Source organism: Pseudomonas sp. FP198 (assembly GCF_030687895.1).
Lineage (GTDB): Bacteria > Pseudomonadota > Gammaproteobacteria > Pseudomonadales > Pseudomonadaceae > Aquipseudomonas.
The window spans coordinates 4,954,315-4,973,976 of record NZ_CP117452.1 but is presented as its reverse complement, the minus strand read 5'-3'; the positions used below and the strand labels follow the sequence as shown (position 1 = coordinate 4,973,976).

16 protein-coding genes, 2 tRNA genes and 1 pseudogene are annotated in these 19,662 nt (G+C 59.3%); 18 read left to right on the top strand and 1 reads right to left on the bottom strand.

The window, feature by feature from the left end:
• The first annotated feature begins 173 nt into the window (after positions 1–173).
• The 8 genes from grpE to PSH78_RS22615 all read left to right on the top strand — a co-directional run bounded on the left by grpE (position 174) and on the right by PSH78_RS22615 (position 10,619).
• The gene (grpE, locus tag PSH78_RS22650; protein ID WP_181287537.1) at positions 174–740 is read left to right on the top strand and encodes a nucleotide exchange factor GrpE; all 567 of its coding nucleotides are present in this window, start codon (positions 174–176) and stop codon (positions 738–740) included.
• A 101-nt stretch (positions 741–841) separates the two neighbouring features.
• Complete coding sequence (gene dnaK / locus PSH78_RS22645) at positions 842–2,758, top strand: molecular chaperone DnaK (RefSeq protein ID WP_305496918.1); 1,917 nt, start codon at positions 842–844, stop codon at positions 2,756–2,758.
• A gap of 290 nt (positions 2,759–3,048) precedes the next feature.
• Positions 3,049–4,173 (top strand): molecular chaperone DnaJ, encoded by a 1,125-nt coding sequence (dnaJ, locus tag PSH78_RS22640; RefSeq protein ID WP_030139779.1) that lies wholly within the window; start codon positions 3,049–3,051, stop codon positions 4,171–4,173.
• A gap of 9 nt (positions 4,174–4,182) precedes the next feature.
• Complete coding sequence (gene dapB, locus PSH78_RS22635) at positions 4,183–4,989, top strand: 4-hydroxy-tetrahydrodipicolinate reductase (RefSeq protein WP_305496916.1); 807 nt, start codon at positions 4,183–4,185, stop codon at positions 4,987–4,989.
• 254 nt (positions 4,990–5,243) lie between these two features.
• A complete protein-coding gene (carA, locus tag PSH78_RS22630; RefSeq protein ID WP_305496914.1) occupies positions 5,244–6,380 on the top strand; it encodes a glutamine-hydrolyzing carbamoyl-phosphate synthase small subunit in 1,137 nt (378 codons plus the stop codon).
• A 105-nt stretch (positions 6,381–6,485) separates the two neighbouring features.
• Positions 6,486–9,707 carry a carbamoyl-phosphate synthase large subunit gene (gene carB / locus PSH78_RS22625; RefSeq protein ID WP_305496913.1) on the top strand — a complete coding sequence of 1,074 codons (3,222 nt, stop codon included), beginning with the start codon at positions 6,486–6,488 and terminating at the stop codon, positions 9,705–9,707.
• A gap of 2 nt (positions 9,708–9,709) precedes the next feature.
• Positions 9,710–10,186 (top strand): transcription elongation factor GreA, encoded by a 477-nt coding sequence (greA, locus tag PSH78_RS22620; RefSeq protein WP_030139783.1) that lies wholly within the window; start codon positions 9,710–9,712, stop codon positions 10,184–10,186.
• Positions 10,187–10,214: 28 nt separating this feature from the next.
• Positions 10,215–10,619: an MFS transporter gene (locus PSH78_RS22615; RefSeq protein ID WP_305496910.1), complete on the top strand. Its 405-nt coding sequence runs from the start codon at positions 10,215–10,217 to the stop codon at positions 10,617–10,619.
• 9 nt (positions 10,620–10,628) lie between these two features.
• Here the strand turns inward: PSH78_RS22615 and PSH78_RS22610 are convergent, their stop codons facing one another.
• Positions 10,629–10,937: a YhbY family RNA-binding protein gene (locus PSH78_RS22610; RefSeq protein WP_305496909.1), complete on the bottom strand. Its 309-nt coding sequence runs from the start codon at positions 10,935–10,937 to the stop codon at positions 10,629–10,631.
• A 107-nt stretch (positions 10,938–11,044) separates the two neighbouring features.
• On the opposite strand from PSH78_RS22610, the gene rlmE reads away from it, so the two are divergent.
• From rlmE to nusA, 10 genes and pseudogenes are all read left to right on the top strand, one after another.
• The gene (rlmE, locus tag PSH78_RS22605) at positions 11,045–11,695 is read left to right on the top strand and encodes a 23S rRNA (uridine(2552)-2'-O)-methyltransferase RlmE (protein ID WP_305496908.1); all 651 of its coding nucleotides are present in this window, start codon (positions 11,045–11,047) and stop codon (positions 11,693–11,695) included.
• Between the two features lie 193 nt (positions 11,696–11,888).
• Entirely contained in the window at positions 11,889–13,802 is a 1,914-nt protein-coding gene (ftsH, locus tag PSH78_RS22600; protein WP_305496907.1) for an ATP-dependent zinc metalloprotease FtsH, read from the top strand.
• A gap of 8 nt (positions 13,803–13,810) precedes the next feature.
• Positions 13,811–14,663, top strand: a pseudogene (folP, locus tag PSH78_RS22595) (dihydropteroate synthase).
• A 16-nt stretch (positions 14,664–14,679) separates the two neighbouring features.
• On the top strand, positions 14,680–16,017 hold the full coding sequence (glmM, locus tag PSH78_RS22590) for a phosphoglucosamine mutase (protein WP_305496906.1): 1,338 nt from the start codon (positions 14,680–14,682) through the stop codon (positions 16,015–16,017).
• 66 nt (positions 16,018–16,083) lie between these two features.
• Complete coding sequence (tpiA, locus tag PSH78_RS22585) at positions 16,084–16,839, top strand: triose-phosphate isomerase (protein WP_305496904.1); 756 nt, start codon at positions 16,084–16,086, stop codon at positions 16,837–16,839.
• A 4-nt stretch (positions 16,840–16,843) separates the two neighbouring features.
• Positions 16,844–17,227 carry a preprotein translocase subunit SecG gene (secG, locus tag PSH78_RS22580; protein ID WP_025211789.1) on the top strand — a complete coding sequence of 128 codons (384 nt, stop codon included), beginning with the start codon at positions 16,844–16,846 and terminating at the stop codon, positions 17,225–17,227.
• Between the two features lie 21 nt (positions 17,228–17,248).
• Positions 17,249–17,334, top strand: a tRNA-Leu gene (locus PSH78_RS22575).
• A 97-nt stretch (positions 17,335–17,431) separates the two neighbouring features.
• Positions 17,432–17,508: transfer RNA gene (locus tag PSH78_RS22570), tRNA-Met, on the top strand.
• Between the two features lie 138 nt (positions 17,509–17,646).
• Positions 17,647–18,105, top strand: a complete 459-nt coding sequence (gene rimP, locus PSH78_RS22565; protein WP_013692254.1) for a ribosome maturation factor RimP — start codon at positions 17,647–17,649, stop codon at positions 18,103–18,105.
• A 59-nt stretch (positions 18,106–18,164) separates the two neighbouring features.
• Positions 18,165–19,646 (top strand): transcription termination factor NusA, encoded by a 1,482-nt coding sequence (nusA, locus tag PSH78_RS22560; protein ID WP_047229054.1) that lies wholly within the window; start codon positions 18,165–18,167, stop codon positions 19,644–19,646.
• Positions 19,647–19,662 lie beyond the last annotated feature (16 nt).

The following is a 19,662-nucleotide window of genomic DNA, read 5'->3' as shown; positions in this document are numbered from 1 at the left end:
GCTTAGCTCGATTTGCTTGGATTGCGTGGTTTTTTAGCGCGGCTGGTAATGATATGCAGCTGTTTTTTGTAAGGTTAATTCGTCGCGCGGCCCTTGAAGCTGAAAAACGTGGCCCCATATACCGGGGCAGAAGCGCGAGTCGAGCTCGCGGACGAAGTTGAAAGGAGAAATCTATGGCTGACGAACAGACGCAGGATACGCAAAATCTAGACGCCAATCAGGCTCCCCAGGATTCGGGCGAAGACCTGTCGGCTCGTGTACAAGTGCTCGAAGAGCAACTGGCCGGTGCTCAGGATCAGGCGTTGCGCGTAGCAGCCGACCTGCAGAATGTCCGCCGCCGCGCCGAGCAAGACGTGGAAAAGGCCCACAAATTCGCCCTGGAGCGTTTCGCCGGCGACCTGCTGCCGATCATCGACAGCCTGGAGCGCGGCCTGGAGCTGTCCAACCCGGACGACGAGAACATCCGTCCGATGCGTGAAGGCATCGAGCTGACGCTGAAAATGTTCCAGGACACCCTCAAGCGTTATCAGCTTGAAGCGATCGATCCCCACGGTGAACCCTTCAACGCCGAGCACCACCAGGCCATGGCGATGCAAGAAAGTGCCGACGTCGAGCCGAACAGCGTGCTGAAAGTGTTCCAGAAGGGCTACCTGCTCAACGGCCGCTTGCTGCGCCCGGCCATGGTTGTGGTCAGCAAGGCGCCAGCACCGGTTTCGCCTTCTATCGATGAGCAGGCTTGAAATCGGGCGCAACGGCCCCATTAAGAAGTCAAGCGTTTAAGTACTACCGCAGTTAGCCACCACTGCTGCGGCAAAAAAATTCAAGTTCCGGGAGAGTTAACATGGGCAAGATTATCGGTATCGACCTGGGGACCACCAACTCGTGCGTCTCCGTGCTGGAAAACGGCAAGGCCAAAGTCATCGAGAATGCTGAAGGCGCGCGTACCACGCCGTCGATCATCGCTTACGCCAACGATGGCGAGATCCTGGTGGGCCAGTCCGCCAAGCGTCAGGCTGTGACCAATCCGCATAACACCCTGTACGCGGTGAAGCGTCTGATCGGTCGCAAGTTCGACGAAGAAGTCGTGCAGAAAGACATCAAGATGGTGCCTTACAAAATCGCCAAGGCCGACAACGGCGACGCATGGGTTGAAGTGAACGGCCAGAAAATGGCGCCGCCACAGATCTCGGCTGAAATCCTGAAAAAAATGAAGAAGACCGCCGAAGACTACCTCGGCGAGCCAGTGACTGAAGCGGTCATTACCGTTCCTGCCTACTTCAACGACAGCCAGCGCCAGGCGACCAAAGACGCCGGCCGCATCGCTGGCCTGGACGTGAAACGTATCATCAACGAGCCAACCGCAGCCGCTCTGGCCTACGGTATGGACAAGGCCAAGGGCGATCACACCGTGATCGTTTATGACCTGGGTGGCGGTACTTTCGACGTTTCCGTGATCGAAATCGCCGAAGTCGATGGCGAGCACCAGTTCGAAGTATTGGCAACCAACGGCGATACATTCCTGGGTGGTGAAGACTTCGACATCCGCCTGATCGACTACCTCGTCGATGAGTTCAAGAAAGAAAGCGGCATGAACCTCAAGGGTGACCCGCTGGCCATGCAGCGTCTGAAAGAGGCCGCTGAGAAAGCCAAGATCGAACTGTCCTCGAGCCAGTCGACCGACGTGAACCTGCCGTACATCACCGCAGACGCTACCGGTCCGAAGCACCTGAACGTGAAGATCTCCCGCGCCAAGCTCGAAGCGCTGGTGGAAGACCTGGTTCAGCGCACCATCGAACCTTGCCGCATTGCGATGAAGGATGCCGGTATCGACGTTGGCTCGATCAACGACGTGATCCTGGTCGGCGGCCAGACCCGTATGCCGCTGGTCCAGAAGCTGGTAACCGATTTCTTCGGCAAGGAAGCACGCAAGGACGTGAACCCGGACGAAGCTGTTGCCATGGGTGCTGCCATCCAAGGCGCCGTTTTGGCCGGCGATGTGAAGGACGTTCTGCTGCTCGATGTCAGCCCGCTGACCCTGGGTATCGAAACCATGGGCGGCGTGATGACCGCGCTTATCGAGAAAAACACCACGATTCCTACCAAGAAATCCCAGGTGTTCTCGACGGCCGATGACAACCAGAGCGCCGTGACCATCCACGTGCTGCAAGGTGAGCGCAAGCAAGCGGCCCAGAACAAGTCCCTGGGCAAGTTCGACTTGGCCGAGATTCCGCCAGCGCCACGCGGTGTGCCACAAATCGAAGTGACCTTCGACATCGACGCCAACGGCATCCTGCACGTCGGCGCGAAAGACAAGGCCACCGGCAAGACCCAGTCGATCGTGATCAAGGCCAACTCCGGTCTGTCCGAGGAAGAAATTCAGCAGATGGTTCGCGACGCTGAAGCCAACGCCGAGGAAGACCGCAAGTTCGAAGAGCTGGCCAGCGCTCGTAACCAGGGCGACGCCTTGGTTCACTCGACCCGCAAGATGGTTGCCGATGCCGGCGATAAAGTGACCGCTGAAGAGAAGACCGCGATCGAAGCTGCCGTGGTTGCCCTTGAAGCTGCCGTCAAAGGCGACGACAAGGCTGCCATCGAAGCGAAGATCGAAGAGCTGTCGAAAGTCTCCGCGCCAGTCGCCCAGAAGATGTATGCCGAGCAGGCTCAGCCAGCTGAAGGTGCTGCGCAGCAAGGCGAATCGGCCGAGAAAGCCGATGACGTGGTCGACGCTGAGTTCGAAGAAGTGAAAGACAACAAGTAATCGCTTGTTGGTCGGCCGGTTGACTGCGTTTGTGCGGTGGCTGGTAGGATGTCGCCGCGCGGGAGCTTGCTCCCGCGTTGGCGTGTCTGGAGTCAGTGAATTTTTACAGCATGCGACAGCGTTCGGATGCTGGCGGTGTGTTCGGGAATGCTCCTGCTTTCCGGGCGATATGCGCCGAGACCAGGATCGTTGAATCGACGTGAGTTGGGTCCGGGCCTGTATTGGGGCTCAACGAGTTTGGCAAGGTTCAGGAGAGGTTTGCCGGACGTCCTATAAGAGTGCAAAGACTAATGGCGAAGCGTGATTTTTACGAAGTATTGGGTGTCGAGCGGGGGGCCAGCGAGGCAGAGCTGAAAAAGGCTTACCGTCGCCTGGCGATGAAGCACCACCCAGACCGTAATCCCGGCGATAAAGCGTCGGAAGAGATGTTCAAGGAAGCCAACGAGGCTTACGAAGTTCTGTCCGATTCCAGCAAGCGCGCGGCCTACGACCAATACGGGCATGCCGGCGTCGACCCGAGCATGGGTGGCGGCGGTGCCGGTTTCGGCGGCCAGAACTTCTCCGATATCTTCGGCGATGTGTTCAGTGATTTTTTTGGCGGCGGCCGCGGCGGCGCCCGTGGTGGTGCCCAGCGTGGCAGCGATTTGCGCTACACGCTGGAGCTGAACCTGGAAGAGGCGGTGCGCGGTACCACGGTCAATATCCGTGTGCCGACGCTGGTCAATTGCAAGCCGTGCGACGGTTCGGGCGCCAAGAAGGGCTCCTCGCCGGTCACCTGCCCGACTTGCGGCGGCATCGGCCAGGTTCGCATGCAGCAGGGCTTCTTCTCGGTCCAGCAGACCTGCCCGCGTTGCCATGGTCAGGGCAAGATCATCTCCGATCCGTGCGACTCCTGCCACGGCGAAGGGCGTGTCGAAGAGTACAAGACGCTGTCGGTCAAAGTGCCGGCCGGTGTCGACACCGGTGACCGCATTCGTCTGTCCGGCGAAGGCGAGGCGGGTGCCCAGGGCGGCCCGACCGGCGATCTGTATGTGGTGATCAACGTGCGCGAGCACGCGATTTTCCAGCGTGATGGCAAACACCTGTTCTGCGAAGTGCCGATCAGTTTTGTTGATGCGGCGTTGGGCGGTGAGCTTGAAATCCCGACCCTTGATGGTCGCGTCAAATTGAAGATTCCCGAAGGGACGCAAACCGGCAAGCAGTTCCGCATTCGCGGCAAGGGCGTGGCTCCGGTGCGTGGCGGCGGTGCGGGCGACCTGATGTGTCGCGTCGCGGTAGAGACACCGGTCAACCTGAGCCGGCGCCAGCGGGAGCTGCTCGAAGAGTTCCGCAGTTCCCTGGCGGATGACAACAGCCACTCGCCGAAAACCACCGGTTGGTTCGAAGGTGTGAAGCGCTTCTTCGGCGATCTGTAAGGAGTGGGCATGCGACGTATAGCTGTGATGGGCGCCGCGGGGCGTATGGGCAAGGCGCTGGTCGAGGCGGTGCAGCAGCGCTCGCCGCTCTCTGGCCTGACGGCTGCCATCGTCCGGCCCGACAGTACGCTGGTGGGCGCCGATGCTGGCGAGCTGGCCTCGATCGGCCGTATCGGCGTGCCGATGTCCGGTGGGCTGGAAAAGGTGCTCGACGAGTTTGACGTCCTGATCGACTTCACCCTGCCAGAAGTCATGCTGAAAAACCTCGCCACCTGCCGCAAGGCCGGCAAGGCCATGGTCATCGGCACGACCGGCCTGGACGCCGCGCAGAAGCAATTGTTGGCCGATGCCGGCAAGGACATACCGATCGTGTTCGCGGCGAACTTCAGCGTGGGCGTGAATCTCTCGCTCAAGCTGCTGGATCTGACGGCGCGGGTGTTGGGTGATGATGCGGATATCGAAATCATCGAGGCGCATCACCGTCACAAGATCGATGCGCCCTCGGGAACAGCCTTGCGCATGGGAGAGGTGATTGCCGATGCGCTGGGTCGCGACCTGCAGGAAGTGGCCGTGTATGGGCGCCAGGGGCACACCGGTGCGCGTGAGCGAGACACCATCGGTTTCGCGACCGTACGTGGCGGCGACGTGGTAGGTGATCACACTGTGCTGTTCGCCACCGAGGGTGAGCGGCTGGAGATTACGCACAAGGCGTCGAGTCGGATGACTTTCGCCAAGGGCGCCGTGCGCGCCGCGCTGTGGCTGGATGGTCGCGAGCCCGGCTTGTACGACATGCAGGACGTTCTCGACCTGCGTTAATGCCTTCAGGGCGGGGTTCAGGTTACACTGAGCCCCGTTTTACACCGCTTCGCGACGGCCTGTCGCATTCCCCTGCCTTTAAGGCTCATTAGCGGTGGACCAAAAAAGCCTTTTTCTGTAAGCTACAGCTTTAGTGTGTCCACTAAAAGCGCGCAGAATAATTCAGTGAACAAGCGGGGTGACGTGTCCATACGTCACTCCGCTTTTTTACAACCTGCGATCGCCCTTTCAGGCTTTATTTACGGGAGGTCTTCTTGACTAAGCCAGCCATACTCGCCCTTGCTGATGGCAGCATTTTTCGCGGCGAAGCCATTGGAGCCGACGGTCAGACCGTTGGTGAGGTGGTGTTTAACACCGCAATGACCGGCTATCAGGAAATTCTTACCGATCCTTCCTACGCCCAGCAAATCGTTACCCTGACTTACCCGCACATCGGCAACACCGGCACCACGCCGGAAGATGCCGAGTCCGATCGTGTCTGGTCCGCTGGCCTGGTCATCCGCGACCTGCCACTGGTAGCGAGCAACTGGCGTAACAAGATGTCCCTGTCCGACTACCTGAAAGCCAACAACGTCGTGGCGATCGCCGGTATCGACACGCGCCGCCTGACCCGCATCCTGCGGGAAAAAGGCGCGCAGAACGGCTGCATCATGGCCGGCGACAATATTTCCGACGAGGCCGCGATTGCCGCTGCCCAGGGTTTCCCAGGCCTCAAGGGCATGGACCTGGCGAAAGTCGTCAGCACTCAGAAGCAGTACGAGTGGCGCTCCTCGGTCTGGGACTTGAAAACCGATAGTCACGCGACGATCGAGGCTTCCGAGCTGCCGTATCACGTGGTTGCGTACGATTACGGCGTCAAGCTGAACATCCTGCGCATGCTGGTCGCGCGCGGGTGCCGCGTCACCGTAGTGCCGGCCCAGACCCCGGCGGCTGACGTCCTGGCCCTCAAGCCCGACGGCGTGTTCCTGTCCAACGGCCCGGGTGATCCGGAGCCATGCGACTACGCGATCCAGGCGATCAAGGATGTGCTGGAAACCGAGATCCCGGTATTCGGTATCTGCCTGGGGCACCAGTTGCTGGCCCTGGCTTCGGGCGCCAAGACCCTGAAAATGGGCCACGGCCACCACGGTGCCAACCACCCGGTTCAGGACCTGGATACCGGTGTCGTCATGATCACCAGCCAGAACCACGGTTTTGCGGTTGACGAGGCGACCCTGCCGGCCAACGTACGGGCCATCCACAAGTCGCTGTTCGACGGCACGCTGCAAGGCATCGAGCGTACCGACAAGAGCGCGTTCAGCTTCCAGGGCCACCCTGAGGCGAGCCCGGGCCCGAACGATGTGGCGCCGCTGTTCGATCGCTTCATCAATGAGATGGCCAAGCGACGCTGACCGCGTGAAACCCGAGGGCGGCCCCGGAAACGGTGGCCCCCGCGGGCGCTTCAAAGATTGTTCGACGGCCTAGCCGACTGACCTGCGGATTTGAGTGACAAACCCATGCCAAAACGTACAGACATAAAAAGCATCCTGATTCTCGGCGCTGGCCCGATCGTGATCGGCCAGGCCTGCGAATTCGACTACTCCGGCGCCCAGGCTTGCAAGGCCCTGCGCGAAGAGGGTTATCGCGTCATCCTGGTGAACTCCAACCCGGCCACCATCATGACCGACCCGGCCATGGCTGACGCCACCTACATCGAGCCGATCAAGTGGCAGACCGTTGCCAAGATCATCGAGAAGGAACGTCCGGACGCGCTGCTGCCGACCATGGGTGGCCAGACCGCATTGAACTGCGCCCTGGACCTGGAGCGCGAAGGCGTCCTGGAGAAGTTCGGTGTGGAAATGATCGGCGCCAATGCCGACACCATCGACAAGGCCGAAGATCGTTCGCGCTTCGACAAGGCGATGAAATCCATCGGCCTGGACTGCCCGCGCTCGGGTATCGCCCACAGCATGGAAGAAGCCAACGCCGTGCTGGAGCGCCTCGGCTTCCCGTGCATCATCCGTCCGTCCTTCACCATGGGCGGCACGGGTGGTGGCATCGCCTACAACCGTGAAGAATTCGAAGAAATCTGCGCCCGTGGCCTGGACCTGTCGCCAACCAAGGAACTGCTGATCGACGAGTCCCTGATCGGTTGGAAAGAATACGAAATGGAAGTTGTCCGCGACAAAAAGGACAACTGCATCATCGTTTGCTCCATCGAGAACTTCGACCCGATGGGCGTGCACACCGGCGACTCGATCACCGTTGCGCCGGCCCAGACCCTGACCGACAAGGAATACCAGATCCTGCGTAACGCCTCCCTGGCGGTACTGCGCGAGATCGGCGTGGAAACCGGTGGCTCCAACGTCCAGTTCGGCATCTGCCCGAACACTGGCCGCATGGTGGTCATCGAGATGAACCCGCGCGTATCCCGTTCGTCGGCCCTGGCCTCGAAGGCCACCGGCTTCCCGATCGCCAAGGTCGCCGCCAAGCTGGCCGTCGGCTACACCCTGGACGAACTGTCGAACGACATCACCGGCGGCAAGACTCCGGCGTCCTTCGAGCCGTCCATCGACTACGTAGTGACCAAGCTGCCGCGTTTCGCCTTCGAAAAATTCGCCAAGGCTGACGCGCGCCTGACCACCCAGATGAAATCGGTGGGTGAAGTCATGGCCATCGGCCGGACTTTCCAGGAATCCCTGCAAAAAGCCCTTCGTGGCCTGGAAGTGGGCGTCTGCGGCCTCGATCCGAAGCTGGACCTGAGCAAGCCGGAAAGCATGAGCGAGCTCAAGCGCGAGCTGACCGTGCCGGGCGCCGAGCGTATCTGGTACGTGGCGGATGCCTTCCGCGCCGGCATGACTGTCGAGCAGATTTTCGACATGAACATGATCGACCCTTGGTTCTTGGTGCAGATCGAAGATCTGATCAAGGAAGAAGAGAAGGTCAAGACCATGGGTATGTCCAGCATCGATCGCAACACGATGCTGGGTCTCAAGCGCAAGGGCTTCTCCGACATGCGCCTGGCCAAGCTGCTCGGTGTGACCGAGAAGAGCCTGCGCACTCACCGCCACAAGCTGGAAGTCTTTCCGGTCTACAAGCGCGTCGACACCTGCGCGGCCGAGTTCGCCACCGACACCGCGTACCTGTACTCCACGTACGAAGAAGAGTGCGAAGCCGCGCCTTCGACCCGGGACAAGATCATGATCCTGGGCGGCGGTCCGAACCGGATCGGCCAGGGCATCGAGTTCGACTACTGCTGCGTCCACGCGGCACTGGCGCTGCGCGACGATGGTTACGAAACCATCATGGTCAACTGCAACCCGGAGACCGTTTCCACCGACTACGACACCTCTGATCGCCTGTACTTCGAGCCAGTGACCCTGGAAGACGTGCTGGAAATCGTCCGTGTCGAGAAGCCAAAAGGCGTGATCGTCCAGTACGGCGGGCAGACCCCTCTGAAACTGGCCCGCGCCCTCGAAGCCGCCGGCGTGCCGATCATCGGCACCAGCCCGGATGCGATCGACCGCGCCGAAGACCGCGAGCGCTTCCAGCAGATGGTCGAGCGCCTGAACCTGCGCCAGCCACCAAACGCCACCGTGCGCAGCGAAGACGAAGCGATTCGTGCGGCGGCGAAGATCGGTTATCCGCTGGTGGTGCGCCCGTCCTACGTACTGGGCGGCCGTGCGATGGAAATCGTTTACCAGGAAGACGAACTCAAGCGTTACCTGCGCGAAGCGGTCCAGGTGTCCAATGACAGCCCGGTTCTGCTCGACCACTTCCTCAACTGCGCCATCGAAATGGACGTGGACGCGGTCTGCGACGGCAAGGATGTCGTGATCGGCGCAATCATGCAGCACATCGAGCAGGCCGGCGTTCACTCCGGTGACTCCGCCTGTTCGTTGCCGCCATACTCGTTGCCGGCCCATATCCAGGACGAGATGCGTGAGCAGGTCAAGAAAATGGCCCTGGAGCTCGGTGTTGTCGGCCTGATGAACGTGCAGCTGGCGCTTCAGGGCGAAGACATCTATGTCATCGAAGTCAACCCGCGCGCCTCCCGGACCGTACCGTTCGTGTCCAAGTGCATCGGTGTTTCCCTGGCGATGATCGCAGCTCGCGTGATGGCTGGTAAAACCTTGGCGGAGCTGAACTTCACCAAGGAAATCATCCCGAACTTCTACAGCGTGAAAGAGGCGGTGTTCCCATTCGCCAAATTCCCTGGCGTTGACCCGATCCTCGGCCCGGAAATGAAGTCCACCGGTGAAGTGATGGGCGTTGGCGACACCTTCGGCGAGGCCTTTGCCAAGGCCCAGATGGGCGCCAGCGAAGTCCTGCCAACGGGCGGCACGGCGTTCATCAGCGTGCGTGATGACGACAAGCCACTGGTTGCGGGCGTGGCCCGTGATCTGATCAACTTGGGTTTCGAAGTGGTCGCCACTGCCGGTACCGCCAAGCTGATCGAGGCGGCGGGGCTGAAAGTGCGCCGCGTGAACAAGGTGACCGAGGGTCGTCCGCACGTGGTCGACATGATCAAGAATGACGAAGTCACGCTGATCATCAACACCACCGAAGGTCGTCAATCGATCGCCGATTCCTATTCCATTCGTCGCAATGCGCTGCAGCATAAGATCTACTGCACCACGACTATTGCTGCCGGCGAAGCGATCTGCGAAGCGCTCAAGTTCGGACCTGAGAAGACCGTACGTCGCTTGCAGGATCTACATGCAGGATTGAAGGCATGAGCATAACCAAGTACCCGATGACTGTTCAGGGCGCGAAGGCTCTGGAGGAAGAACACGCTTTCCTGACCAAGGTCGAGCGCCCGCGCTTGAGCCAGGCGATCGGTGAAGCCCGTGAACTGGGCGACCTGAAGGAAAACGCCGAATACCACGCTGCCCGAGAGGAGCAAGGCATGGTCGAGGCGCGTGTCCGTGACATCGAAGGCCGCATGCAGAATGCGGTGATCATCGATGTCACGACGATTCCGCATACCGGCAAGGTCATTTTTGGCACGACGGTAGAGATCGCCAACGTCGAGACCGACGAAAGCGTGACTTACCAGATCGTTGGCGAGGACGAGGCAGACATCAAACTCGGCAAGATTTCCGTCGGTTCGCCCATTGCTCGCGCCTTGATTGCCAAGGAAGAGGGTGATGTGGTGGCGGTGAAGACGCCGGGTGGTGTCATCGAGTATGAGATTGTCGAAGTCCGTCATATCTGAACGAAGGCGCCCGCTGCGTGCGGGTGCCATGATCTGGCAGCTCACCCAGATGTTGTGGGTGGGCGGCGTCTGGTTGCTGCACGTCGGTCTGCTGCCGGTGCTGGGTCGGATTGGCCTGGCACCGCTGCTCATCAATGAAATCGCGGGTATGCTGACGGCGCTGCTGGTGGGTTTTTCAGCAGTTTGCGTGATATTCCAGGCTTTGGTGCTGGTTCAGGCCGAGGGCCTTGGCAGCCTATGGCGCGACATCCGTGGGCAATTGCTGCTCATGGCCTTGTACGCTTGCGGGATGTTCCTGGCGGTGCGTCTCGGTTGGCCGGACGCGAGCCAATGGCAGGTATTCAGCTACCTGGTGCTGGGTTTTTCCGGCCTGGTGCTGGTATTGCAGCCGGTTCCCGGATGGAGCGGCAGGGTGCGCGAAGCACACCCTTGACCCTTTGCATCATTTGAAGCGGTGAACGTTCGACAGTTGTTTGTTGACGCTGAAGTTCTTGCGATAAATCAGCGCCATCTTGCCGATGACCTGGACCAGGTCAGCCTTGCCGACCCTGCATAGTTCGGCAACGGCAGCCAGGCGGGCTTCGCGGTCGAGGATGTTGAGCTTGATCTTGATCAGCTCGTGATCGCCGAGGGCGCGTTCCAGTTCAGCGAGGACACCTTCAGTCAAACCGTTGTCAGCCACAGTCAAAACCGGTTTCAGATGGTGGCCGATGGATTTGTATTGTTTCTTCTGCTCTTGAGTGAGCGGCATAATCTGACCCCTGCGTCTGATCTTGTAAAAAGCGGCGGCCAGTTTACCCGAGCGAGTCCGGGACCGCCCACTTAATCACGACCCGATTTATTTTTCAGAGGTGGCCCGTGGCCCGTTCCAAGACTAGCCAGAACTGGCTCAGAGAGCATTTCAACGATCCGTACGTCAAAATGGCGCAAAAAGACGGCTATCGCTCGCGCGCCAGCTATAAATTGCTGGAGATCCAGGAGAAGGATCGCCTGATCCGTCCTGGCATGACCGTGATCGACCTCGGTGCGGCGCCGGGTGGCTGGTCGCAAGTAACCAGTCGTCTGATTGGCGGCCAGGGGCGGTTGATCGCTTCGGACATCCTGGAAATGGACAGCATCCCCGACGTGACCTTTATTCAGGGTGATTTCACCGAGGACGCCGTATTGGCGCAAATCCTCGAGGCCGTCGGAAATACGCAAGTCGACCTTGTGATTTCCGATATGGCCCCCAATATGAGTGGATTGGCGGCTGTCGACATGCCTCGTGCAATGTTCCTCAGCGAGCTGGCCCTGGATCTGGCGGGGCGGGTTCTACGTCCAGGTGGCGATTTCCTGATCAAGGTCTTCCAGGGTGAAGGCTTCGATGAATACCACAAGGGCATGCGCAAATTGTTCGACAAGGTGCAGATGCGCAAGCCATTGTCGTCCCGCGATCGCTCTCGCGAGCAGTATCTGCTGGCGCGAGGGTTTCGCGGAATTGAAGGCGCTTCCAGTGATGAGCGGCTTTGAAGCAGGCCGATAGTTTTTTTTGTATCGCATTGCGGGCGTCGCGTAACGAAAATTGCGCGAGTCAAAGTTTCACAAAGGGTTACAGACGGCGCCTGCCAGAGTCGCAGGTAATGTAGTAAGTTAGGCCGGTGAATATCATGCGAAGCGCGCGCCAGTAGCGGAGCTTGCTTCAGAGGGTAGTTAATTGAACGATATGGCAAAGAATCTGATCCTGTGGTTGATCATCGCCGCTGTCCTTGTGACCGTGATGAACAACTTCTCCAGCCCTAACGAGCCGCAGACCCTCAACTATTCCGATTTCCTCCAGCAGGTCAAGGAAGGCAAGGTCGAGCGCGTAGCCGTTGATGGTTATGTGATTACCGGCAAGCGCAGCGATGGCGACAGCTTCAAGACCATTCGTCCGGCGATCCAGGACAATGGTCTGATCGGCGACCTGGTGGACAATCACGTCGTGATCGAAGGCAAGCAGCCTGAGCAGCAAAGTATCTGGACCCAGCTCCTGGTCGCGAGCTTCCCGATCCTGGTGATCATCGCGGTGTTCATGTTCTTCATGCGCCAGATGCAGGGCGGGGCCGGAGGGAAGGGCGGGCCGATGAGTTTCGGCAAGAGCAAGGCCCGACTATTGTCCGAAGATCAGGTCAAGACCACCCTGGCTGACGTCGCCGGTTGCGATGAAGCGAAGGAAGAAGTCGGCGAGCTGGTGGAATTCCTGCGTGATCCAGGCAAGTTCCAGCGCCTGGGCGGACGCATTCCCCGCGGCGTACTGATGGTGGGGCCACCGGGTACCGGTAAAACCTTGCTCGCCAAGGCAATCGCCGGCGAAGCCAAGGTTCCGTTCTTCACCATTTCCGGTTCCGACTTCGTCGAGATGTTCGTCGGCGTAGGTGCCAGCCGTGTTCGCGACATGTTCGAGCAGGCGAAGAAGCACGCGCCATGCATTATCTTCATCGACGAGATCGACGCCGTTGGTCGCCACCGTGGAGCCGGCATGGGCGGCGGTCACGATGAGCGCGAGCAGACCCTCAACCAGTTGCTGGTGGAGATGGACGGTTTCGAGATGAATGACGGCATCATCGTGATCGCCGCTACCAACCGTCCCGATGTGCTCGACCCTGCGCTGCTGCGTCCAGGTCGTTTTGACCGTCAGGTCGTGGTGGGGCTGCCGGACATTCGTGGTCGCGAGCAGATCCTGAAGGTTCACATGCGCAAGGTGCCCATGGGGGATGACGTTGCTCCAGCGGTCATCGCTCGCGGCACACCGGGTTTCTCCGGTGCTGACCTGGCGAACCTGGTAAACGAAGCGTCGCTGTTTGCTGCTCGTTCCGGCAAGCGTGTCGTGGAAATGAAGGAGTTCGAACTCGCCAAGGACAAGATCATGATGGGCGCCGAGCGCAAATCCATGGTCATGTCGGAAAAGGAAAAGCAGAACACCGCTTACCACGAGGCAGGGCATGCCATCGTCGGCCGTGTCGTGCCTGAGCATGATCCGGTGTACAAGGTTTCGATCATTCCGCGCGGTCGTGCGCTGGGTGTGACGATGTTCCTGCCGGAGGAGGACCGTTACAGCCTGTCCAAGCGCGCGCTGATCAGCCAGATCTGTTCGCTGTACGGTGGCCGTATCGCCGAGGAAATGACGTTGGGCTTTGACGGCGTGACGACGGGTGCCTCCAACGACATCATGCGCGCAAGCCAGATTGCCCGGAACATGGTTACCAAGTGGGGCTTGTCCGAAAAGCTCGGCCCGCTGATGTACGCCGAGGAAGAGGGCGAAGTATTCCTGGGTCGTGGCGGCGGTGGCCAGCATGCAAGCTTCTCTGGTGAGACGGCCAAACTGATCGACTCGGAAGTTCGCAGCATCATTGACCAGTGCTACGGCACGGCCAAGCAGATCCTTACGGACAACCGCGACAAACTGGACGCGATGGCTGACGCACTGATGAAATATGAAACCATCGATGCCGAGCAAATCGACGACATCATGGCCGGCCGCACGCCTCGTGAGCCTCGTGATTGGTCCGGTGGTGGCACGGGTACCTCCGGTACGCCGCCAGCGGTACAGGGTGAGCGTCCCGAGACGCCCATCGGTGGTCCGGCCGCCGACGTCTAAGGCTTGAAATGACTTCTGTTCAGTCCTCTAACCGGTTGCCTTGCGGCAACCGGTTTCTTGATTTGGCCCGTGCGCACGTCATGGGCATTCTTAATGTCACTCCCGATTCCTTTTCCGATGGCGGAAAATTCTGCCAGCTCGACGCTGCATTGCGGCATGCCGAGGCCATGGTGGCAGCGGGCGCAACGCTGATCGATGTGGGTGGTGAATCGACCCGTCCCGGTGCGCGGGCGGTGTCACCTACCGAAGAGCTGGAGCGAGTGGCGCCGATTGTCGAGCGTATACACCGCGAGCTTGATGTCATCATTTCGGTTGATACCTCCACGCCTGCGGTCATGCGCGAGGCAGCGCGACTGGGGGGCGGGGCTGATCAATGATGTCCGGTCCTTGCGGCGCGACGGTGCGCTGGACGCCGCGGCTGCAACCGGGTTGCCGGTGTGCCTGATGCATATGCTCGGCGAGCCGGGGACCATGCAGGACGATCCGCACTATGATGATGTGACCAGGGAAGTCGCCGGGTTCCTCGCGGAGCGCCTGGACCAGTGTGCTGCCGTGGGCATCCCTGCCGAGCGGGTCATCCTTGATCCCGGGTTCGGCTTTGCCAAGACCCTGGCTCACAACCTGAGCCTGTTCAAGCATATGGAAGCCCTGCATGCGCTGGGACGGCCCCTGTTGGTTGGCGTCTCGCGAAAGAGCATGATAGGCAATGCCTTGGGCCGCCCGGTGGGAGAGCGCTTGTATGGCGGTCTCGCCCTGGCTGCATTGGCCCTTACCAAAGGTGCGCGCATTTTGCGCGTGCATGATGTAGCCGAAACGATGGATGTCGTGCGGATGATCGACGCAGTGGATTCAGCCGAATAAGAATGACGGAGCACTTATGAGCAAGAAATATTTTGGCACCGACGGTATTCGTGGTCGGGTCGGCGAATACCCTATTACCCCTGATTTCATGCTCAAGCTCGGCTGGGCCGCCGGCATGGCGTTCCGCAAGATGGGCGCATGCAAGGTGCTGGTCGGCAAGGACACGCGAATTTCCGGCTACATGTTCGAATCGGCTCTTGAGGCCGGCCTTACTTCGGCGGGCGCCGATGTGATGTTGCTGGGTCCGATGCCGACGCCGGCCATTGCCTACCTGACCCGTACATTCCAGGCCCAGGCGGGCATTGTGATCAGTGCTTCGCACAACCCTCATGATGACAACGGCATCAAGTTTTTCTCTGGCAAGGGCACCAAGCTGCCGGACGAAATCGAGCTGATGATCGAAGAGCTGCTGGATGCGCCGATGACGGTGGTCGAGTCGAGCAAGATCGGCAAGGTGTCGCGGATCAACGATGCATCGGGTCGTTACATCGAATTCTGCAAAGGCAGTGTGCCGACCGGTACGAGCTTCTCCGGTCTGAAAATCGTTGTCGATTGCGCGCACGGCGCAACCTATAAGGTCGCGCCCAGCGTTTTCCGCGAGTTGGGCGCCGAGGTGGTAGTGCTCTCTGCCCAGCCCAACGGGCTGAATATCAACCACAATTGCGGCTCGACCCATACCGAGGCATTGCAGGCTGCGGTCCTGGCCGAACATGCCGATCTCGGGATCGCTTTCGACGGTGACGGTGATCGGGTGTTGATGGTCGACCATACCGGAACGGTCGTTGACGGTGACGAGCTGCTGTTTATCATCGCGCGCGATCTGCATGGTCGCGGCAAGCTGCAGGGCGGCGTGGTTGGTACGTTGATGAGCAACCTCGGGCTTGAGTTGGCCTTGGCGGATCTGGATATCCCATTCGTCCGGGCTAATGTCGGCGACCGCTATGTGATCTCGGAATTGCTGGAGCGCAACTGGGTCATCGGCGGCGAGAATTCCGGCCACATCGTCTGCTTCGACCATACCACCACCGGTGATGCGATCATCGCTGCGCTGCAAGTGCTGATGGCGCTCAAGGCCCGTAACGAAGGGCTGGCGCAGTCGCGCCAGGCGCTGCGCAAATGTCCGCAAGTATTGATCAATGTGCGTTTTGGTGGAGGTGTCAGTCCTCTTGAACATGCAACGGTCAAGCAGGCCAGCGAGCGCATCACACAGGCTATGGCCGGGCGTGGGCGGGTGTTGTTGCGCAAGTCCGGCACGGAGCCTTTGGTGCGCGTCATGGTCGAAGGCGAGGATGAAGCACAGGTCCGCGGTTATGCCGAAGAGCTGGCGAAGCTGGTTACTGAAGTTTCTGCCTGAATTCGGCTTGCCAGTCATGAATCCGTTGGGTAACATCTGCGCCCACTTTGACCGACGAGGTACAGCATGCGTCGCCCTATGGTAGCTGGTAACTGGAAGATGCACGGTACCCGCGCCAGCGTCGCTGAGCTGATCAAGGGCCTTCGTAACCTGGCCTTGCCAAGCGGTGTTGATGTAGCGGTGTTCCCGCCTTGCCTGTATATCAACCAAGTGGTTGATGGCTTGAAAGGCAAGTCGATTTCGGTTGGTGCACAAAACTCTGCAGTGGAATCCATGCAGGGTGCGTTGACCGGTGAAATCGCGCCGAGTCAACTGGTGGACGCAGGATGCTCACTCGTCCTGGTCGGTCATTCCGAGCGTCGCCTGATCATGGGCGAGCAGGACAAGACCCTGATTCGCAAATTTGCTGCGGCACAGGCTTGTGGCCTGATCCCGGTGTTGTGCGTAGGGGAGACCCTCGAACAGCGTGAGGCAGGCAAGACTCTCGAAGTTGTTGCTCGCCAGTTGGGCAGCATCATCGAGGACCTGGGTGTCGGTGCGTTTGCAAAGGCAGTCATTGCTTACGAGCCGGTCTGGGCCATTGGCACCGGGCTGACTGCTTCGCCTCAACAAGCGCAGGATGTGCACGCCGCCATCCGCGCGCAGTTGGCGCAAGAAAATTCTGAAGTGGCACGAGGTGTGCGGCTTCTATACGGCGGCAGCGTGAAGGCGGCCAATGCGGTCGAACTGTTCGGCATGCCGGATATCGATGGGGGGCTCATTGGTGGAGCGTCCCTGAATGCAGATGAGTTCGGTGCGATCTGTCGCGCCGCGGGAAACTGAAAAAATGCTGGAAACAGTCGTAGTCGTTTTTCATCTGCTGGGCGCACTGGGTGTAGTTGCTCTCGTATTGCTGCAGCAGGGTAAAGGTGCGGATGCTGGTGCGTCTTTCGGTGCAGGTGCTTCAAATACTGTATTCGGAAGCCAAGGTTCCTCTACCTTTCTTAGTAAGTTTACTGCTATACTCGCCGCCGGTTTCTTCATAACCAGCTTGGGGTTAGGTTACTTTGCTAAAGAGAAGGCTCATGAGCTGACTCAAGTAGGTTTGCCAAACCCAGCGGTGTTGGAAGCGCCAAAGCAACAACCGGCTTCTGATGATGTCCCGGTGCTTCAAGAGCAAAAGTCGGCCAATCCGGCGACTGACGTACCTCCAGCTCAAGAGCAGAAGTAAGAAGGTTTCAAACGCTGTATTGCCGAGGTGGTGGAATTGGTAGACACGCAACCTTGAGGTGGTTGTGCCCATAGGGTGTAGGGGTTCGAGTCCCCTTCTCGGTACCAATTATCAGGAGAGCCCGCAATTGCGGGCTTTCTTGTAGGTGGAAGCGTTACATTGACCCTGTAAGGGATCGGTCGTATACTTCCGCCCCAGCTTTGTCGCGGGATGGAGCAGCCTGGTAGCTCGTCGGGCTCATAACCCGAAGGTCGTCGGTTCAAATCCGGCTCCCGCAACCAGTTTCAGGGCCCCTTCCAAGGGGCTTTTTGTTAGCTGGACATTTACAACGCCGCTGTTCGACGGCGTTTCAGGGATGGGCGATTCGCCCATTTTTTTTTATTTGCATGGCATGCACATACATGCACGAGGGGGTTCAGGTGTCGAGCAAGCTAGAACAGTTGCAGGCCTTGTTGGCCCCGGTGGTCGTGGCCCTTGGCTATGAATGCTGGGGTATTGAGTTTTCGGCTCAAGGTCGCCACTCACTGTTGCGCGTTTATATCGATAAGGAAGGCGGCGTGTTGGTGGATGATTGCGCCATCGTCAGCCGTCAGATCAGTGGTGTGCTGGATGTTGAAGATCCCATCACCTCCGAATACACCCTTGAAGTTTCCTCGCCTGGCATGGAACGCCCTCTGTTCACTCTTGAACAGTTCGCTTCGTTTGCCGGTGAACAAGTGAAGATCAAGCTGCGCTCGCCCTTTGAAGGCCGACGCAACTTCCAAGGCCTTCTGCGCGGTGTGGAAGAACAGGATGTCGTGGTGCAGGTAGATGACCATGAGTTCCTGTTGCCGATCGATATGATCGACAAGGCCAACATTATTCCCAGTTTTGACTGATACGTGCCAGATACTGCGGATCCCGCGGATCCAATGGCTTGCGAAAGGCGAGGCGTACGATGAGCAAAGAAGTACTGCTGGTTGTTGAGTCGGTATCCAATGAAAAGGGCGTACCGGCTAACGTTATTTTTGAAGCACTGGAGCTGGCCCTGGCCACTGCTACCAAGAAGCGCTTCGAAGACGAAGTTGATTTGCGTGTGGAGATCAATCGCCACACCGGAGCCTACGAGACTTTCCGTCGCTGGACGGTAGTCGAGGAGGCCGACCTGGATGATCCGGCTATCGAAACCTGGCCGAGCAAGGTTGCAGAAACGCATCCTGGCGCCAAGGTGGGTGATGTCGTCGAAGAAAAGATCGAGTCCATCGAATTTGGCCGCATTGCTGCACAGACTGCCAAGCAGGTCATTGTGCAGAAAGTTCGCGAAGCCGAGCGCGCGCAAGTCGTCGATGCGTATCGCGAGCGCCTGGGAGAGATCATCTCCGGGACTGTTAAAAAAGTCACCCGCGACAACGTGATCGTTGATCTGGGCAACAATGCCGAAGCATTGCTGGCCCGTGAAGACATCATTTCTCGCGAAACTTTCCGGGTTGGCGTGCGGTTGCGTGCGCTGCTCAAGGAAATCCGCACCGAGAACCGCGGCCCGCAGCTGATCCTGTCGCGTACCGCGCCGGAAATGCTGATCGAGTTGTTCCGCATCGAAGTGCCGGAAATTGCTGAAGGCCTGATCGAAGTAATGGCCGCCTCCCGTGATCCGGGTTCGCGGGCCAAGATCGCGGTCCGCTCCAAGGACAAGCGCATCGACCCGCAAGGTGCCTGCATCGGCATGCGTGGTTCGCGCGTCCAGGCCGTATCCGGCGAGTTGGGCGGCGAGCGTGTGGATATCGTCCTGTGGGACGATAACCCGGCTCAGTTCGTGATCAATGCCATGTCGCCCGCTGAAGTGGCGGCAATTATCGTCGACGAGGATGCCCATGCCATGGACATCGCCGTTGGCGCAGACAATCTCGCTCAGGCCATCGGTCGCGGTGGTCAGAACGTGCGTCTGGCTAGCCAATTGACTGGCTGGACACTGAACGTGATGACCGAATCGGACATCCAGGCCAAGCAGCAAGCTGAAACCGGCGACATCCTGCGCAACTTCATCGAAGAGCTTGAAGTCGATGAAGAGCTGGCGCAGGTGCTGGTGGATGAAGGCTTTACCAGCCTGGAAGAGATTGCCTACGTACCGGTGGAGGAAATGCTCAACATCGACGGCTTTGACGAGGACATCGTCAACGAGCTTCGCGCTCGTGCCAAGGATCGCTTGTTGACCAAAGCCATCGCTACTGAGGAAAAGCTGGCAGACGCCCATCCGGCCGAAGACCTGCTCTCGCTTGAGGGCATGGACAAGGATTTGGCGATGGAACTGGCGGTGCGCGGCGTAATTACCCGCGAAGACCTGGCCGAGCAGTCTATTGACGATCTGCTCGACATCGACGGCATTGACGATGATCGTGCCGGCAAGTTGATCATGGCCGCCCGAGCCCACTGGTTCGAGTAATTAGGCGCGGCCTGAG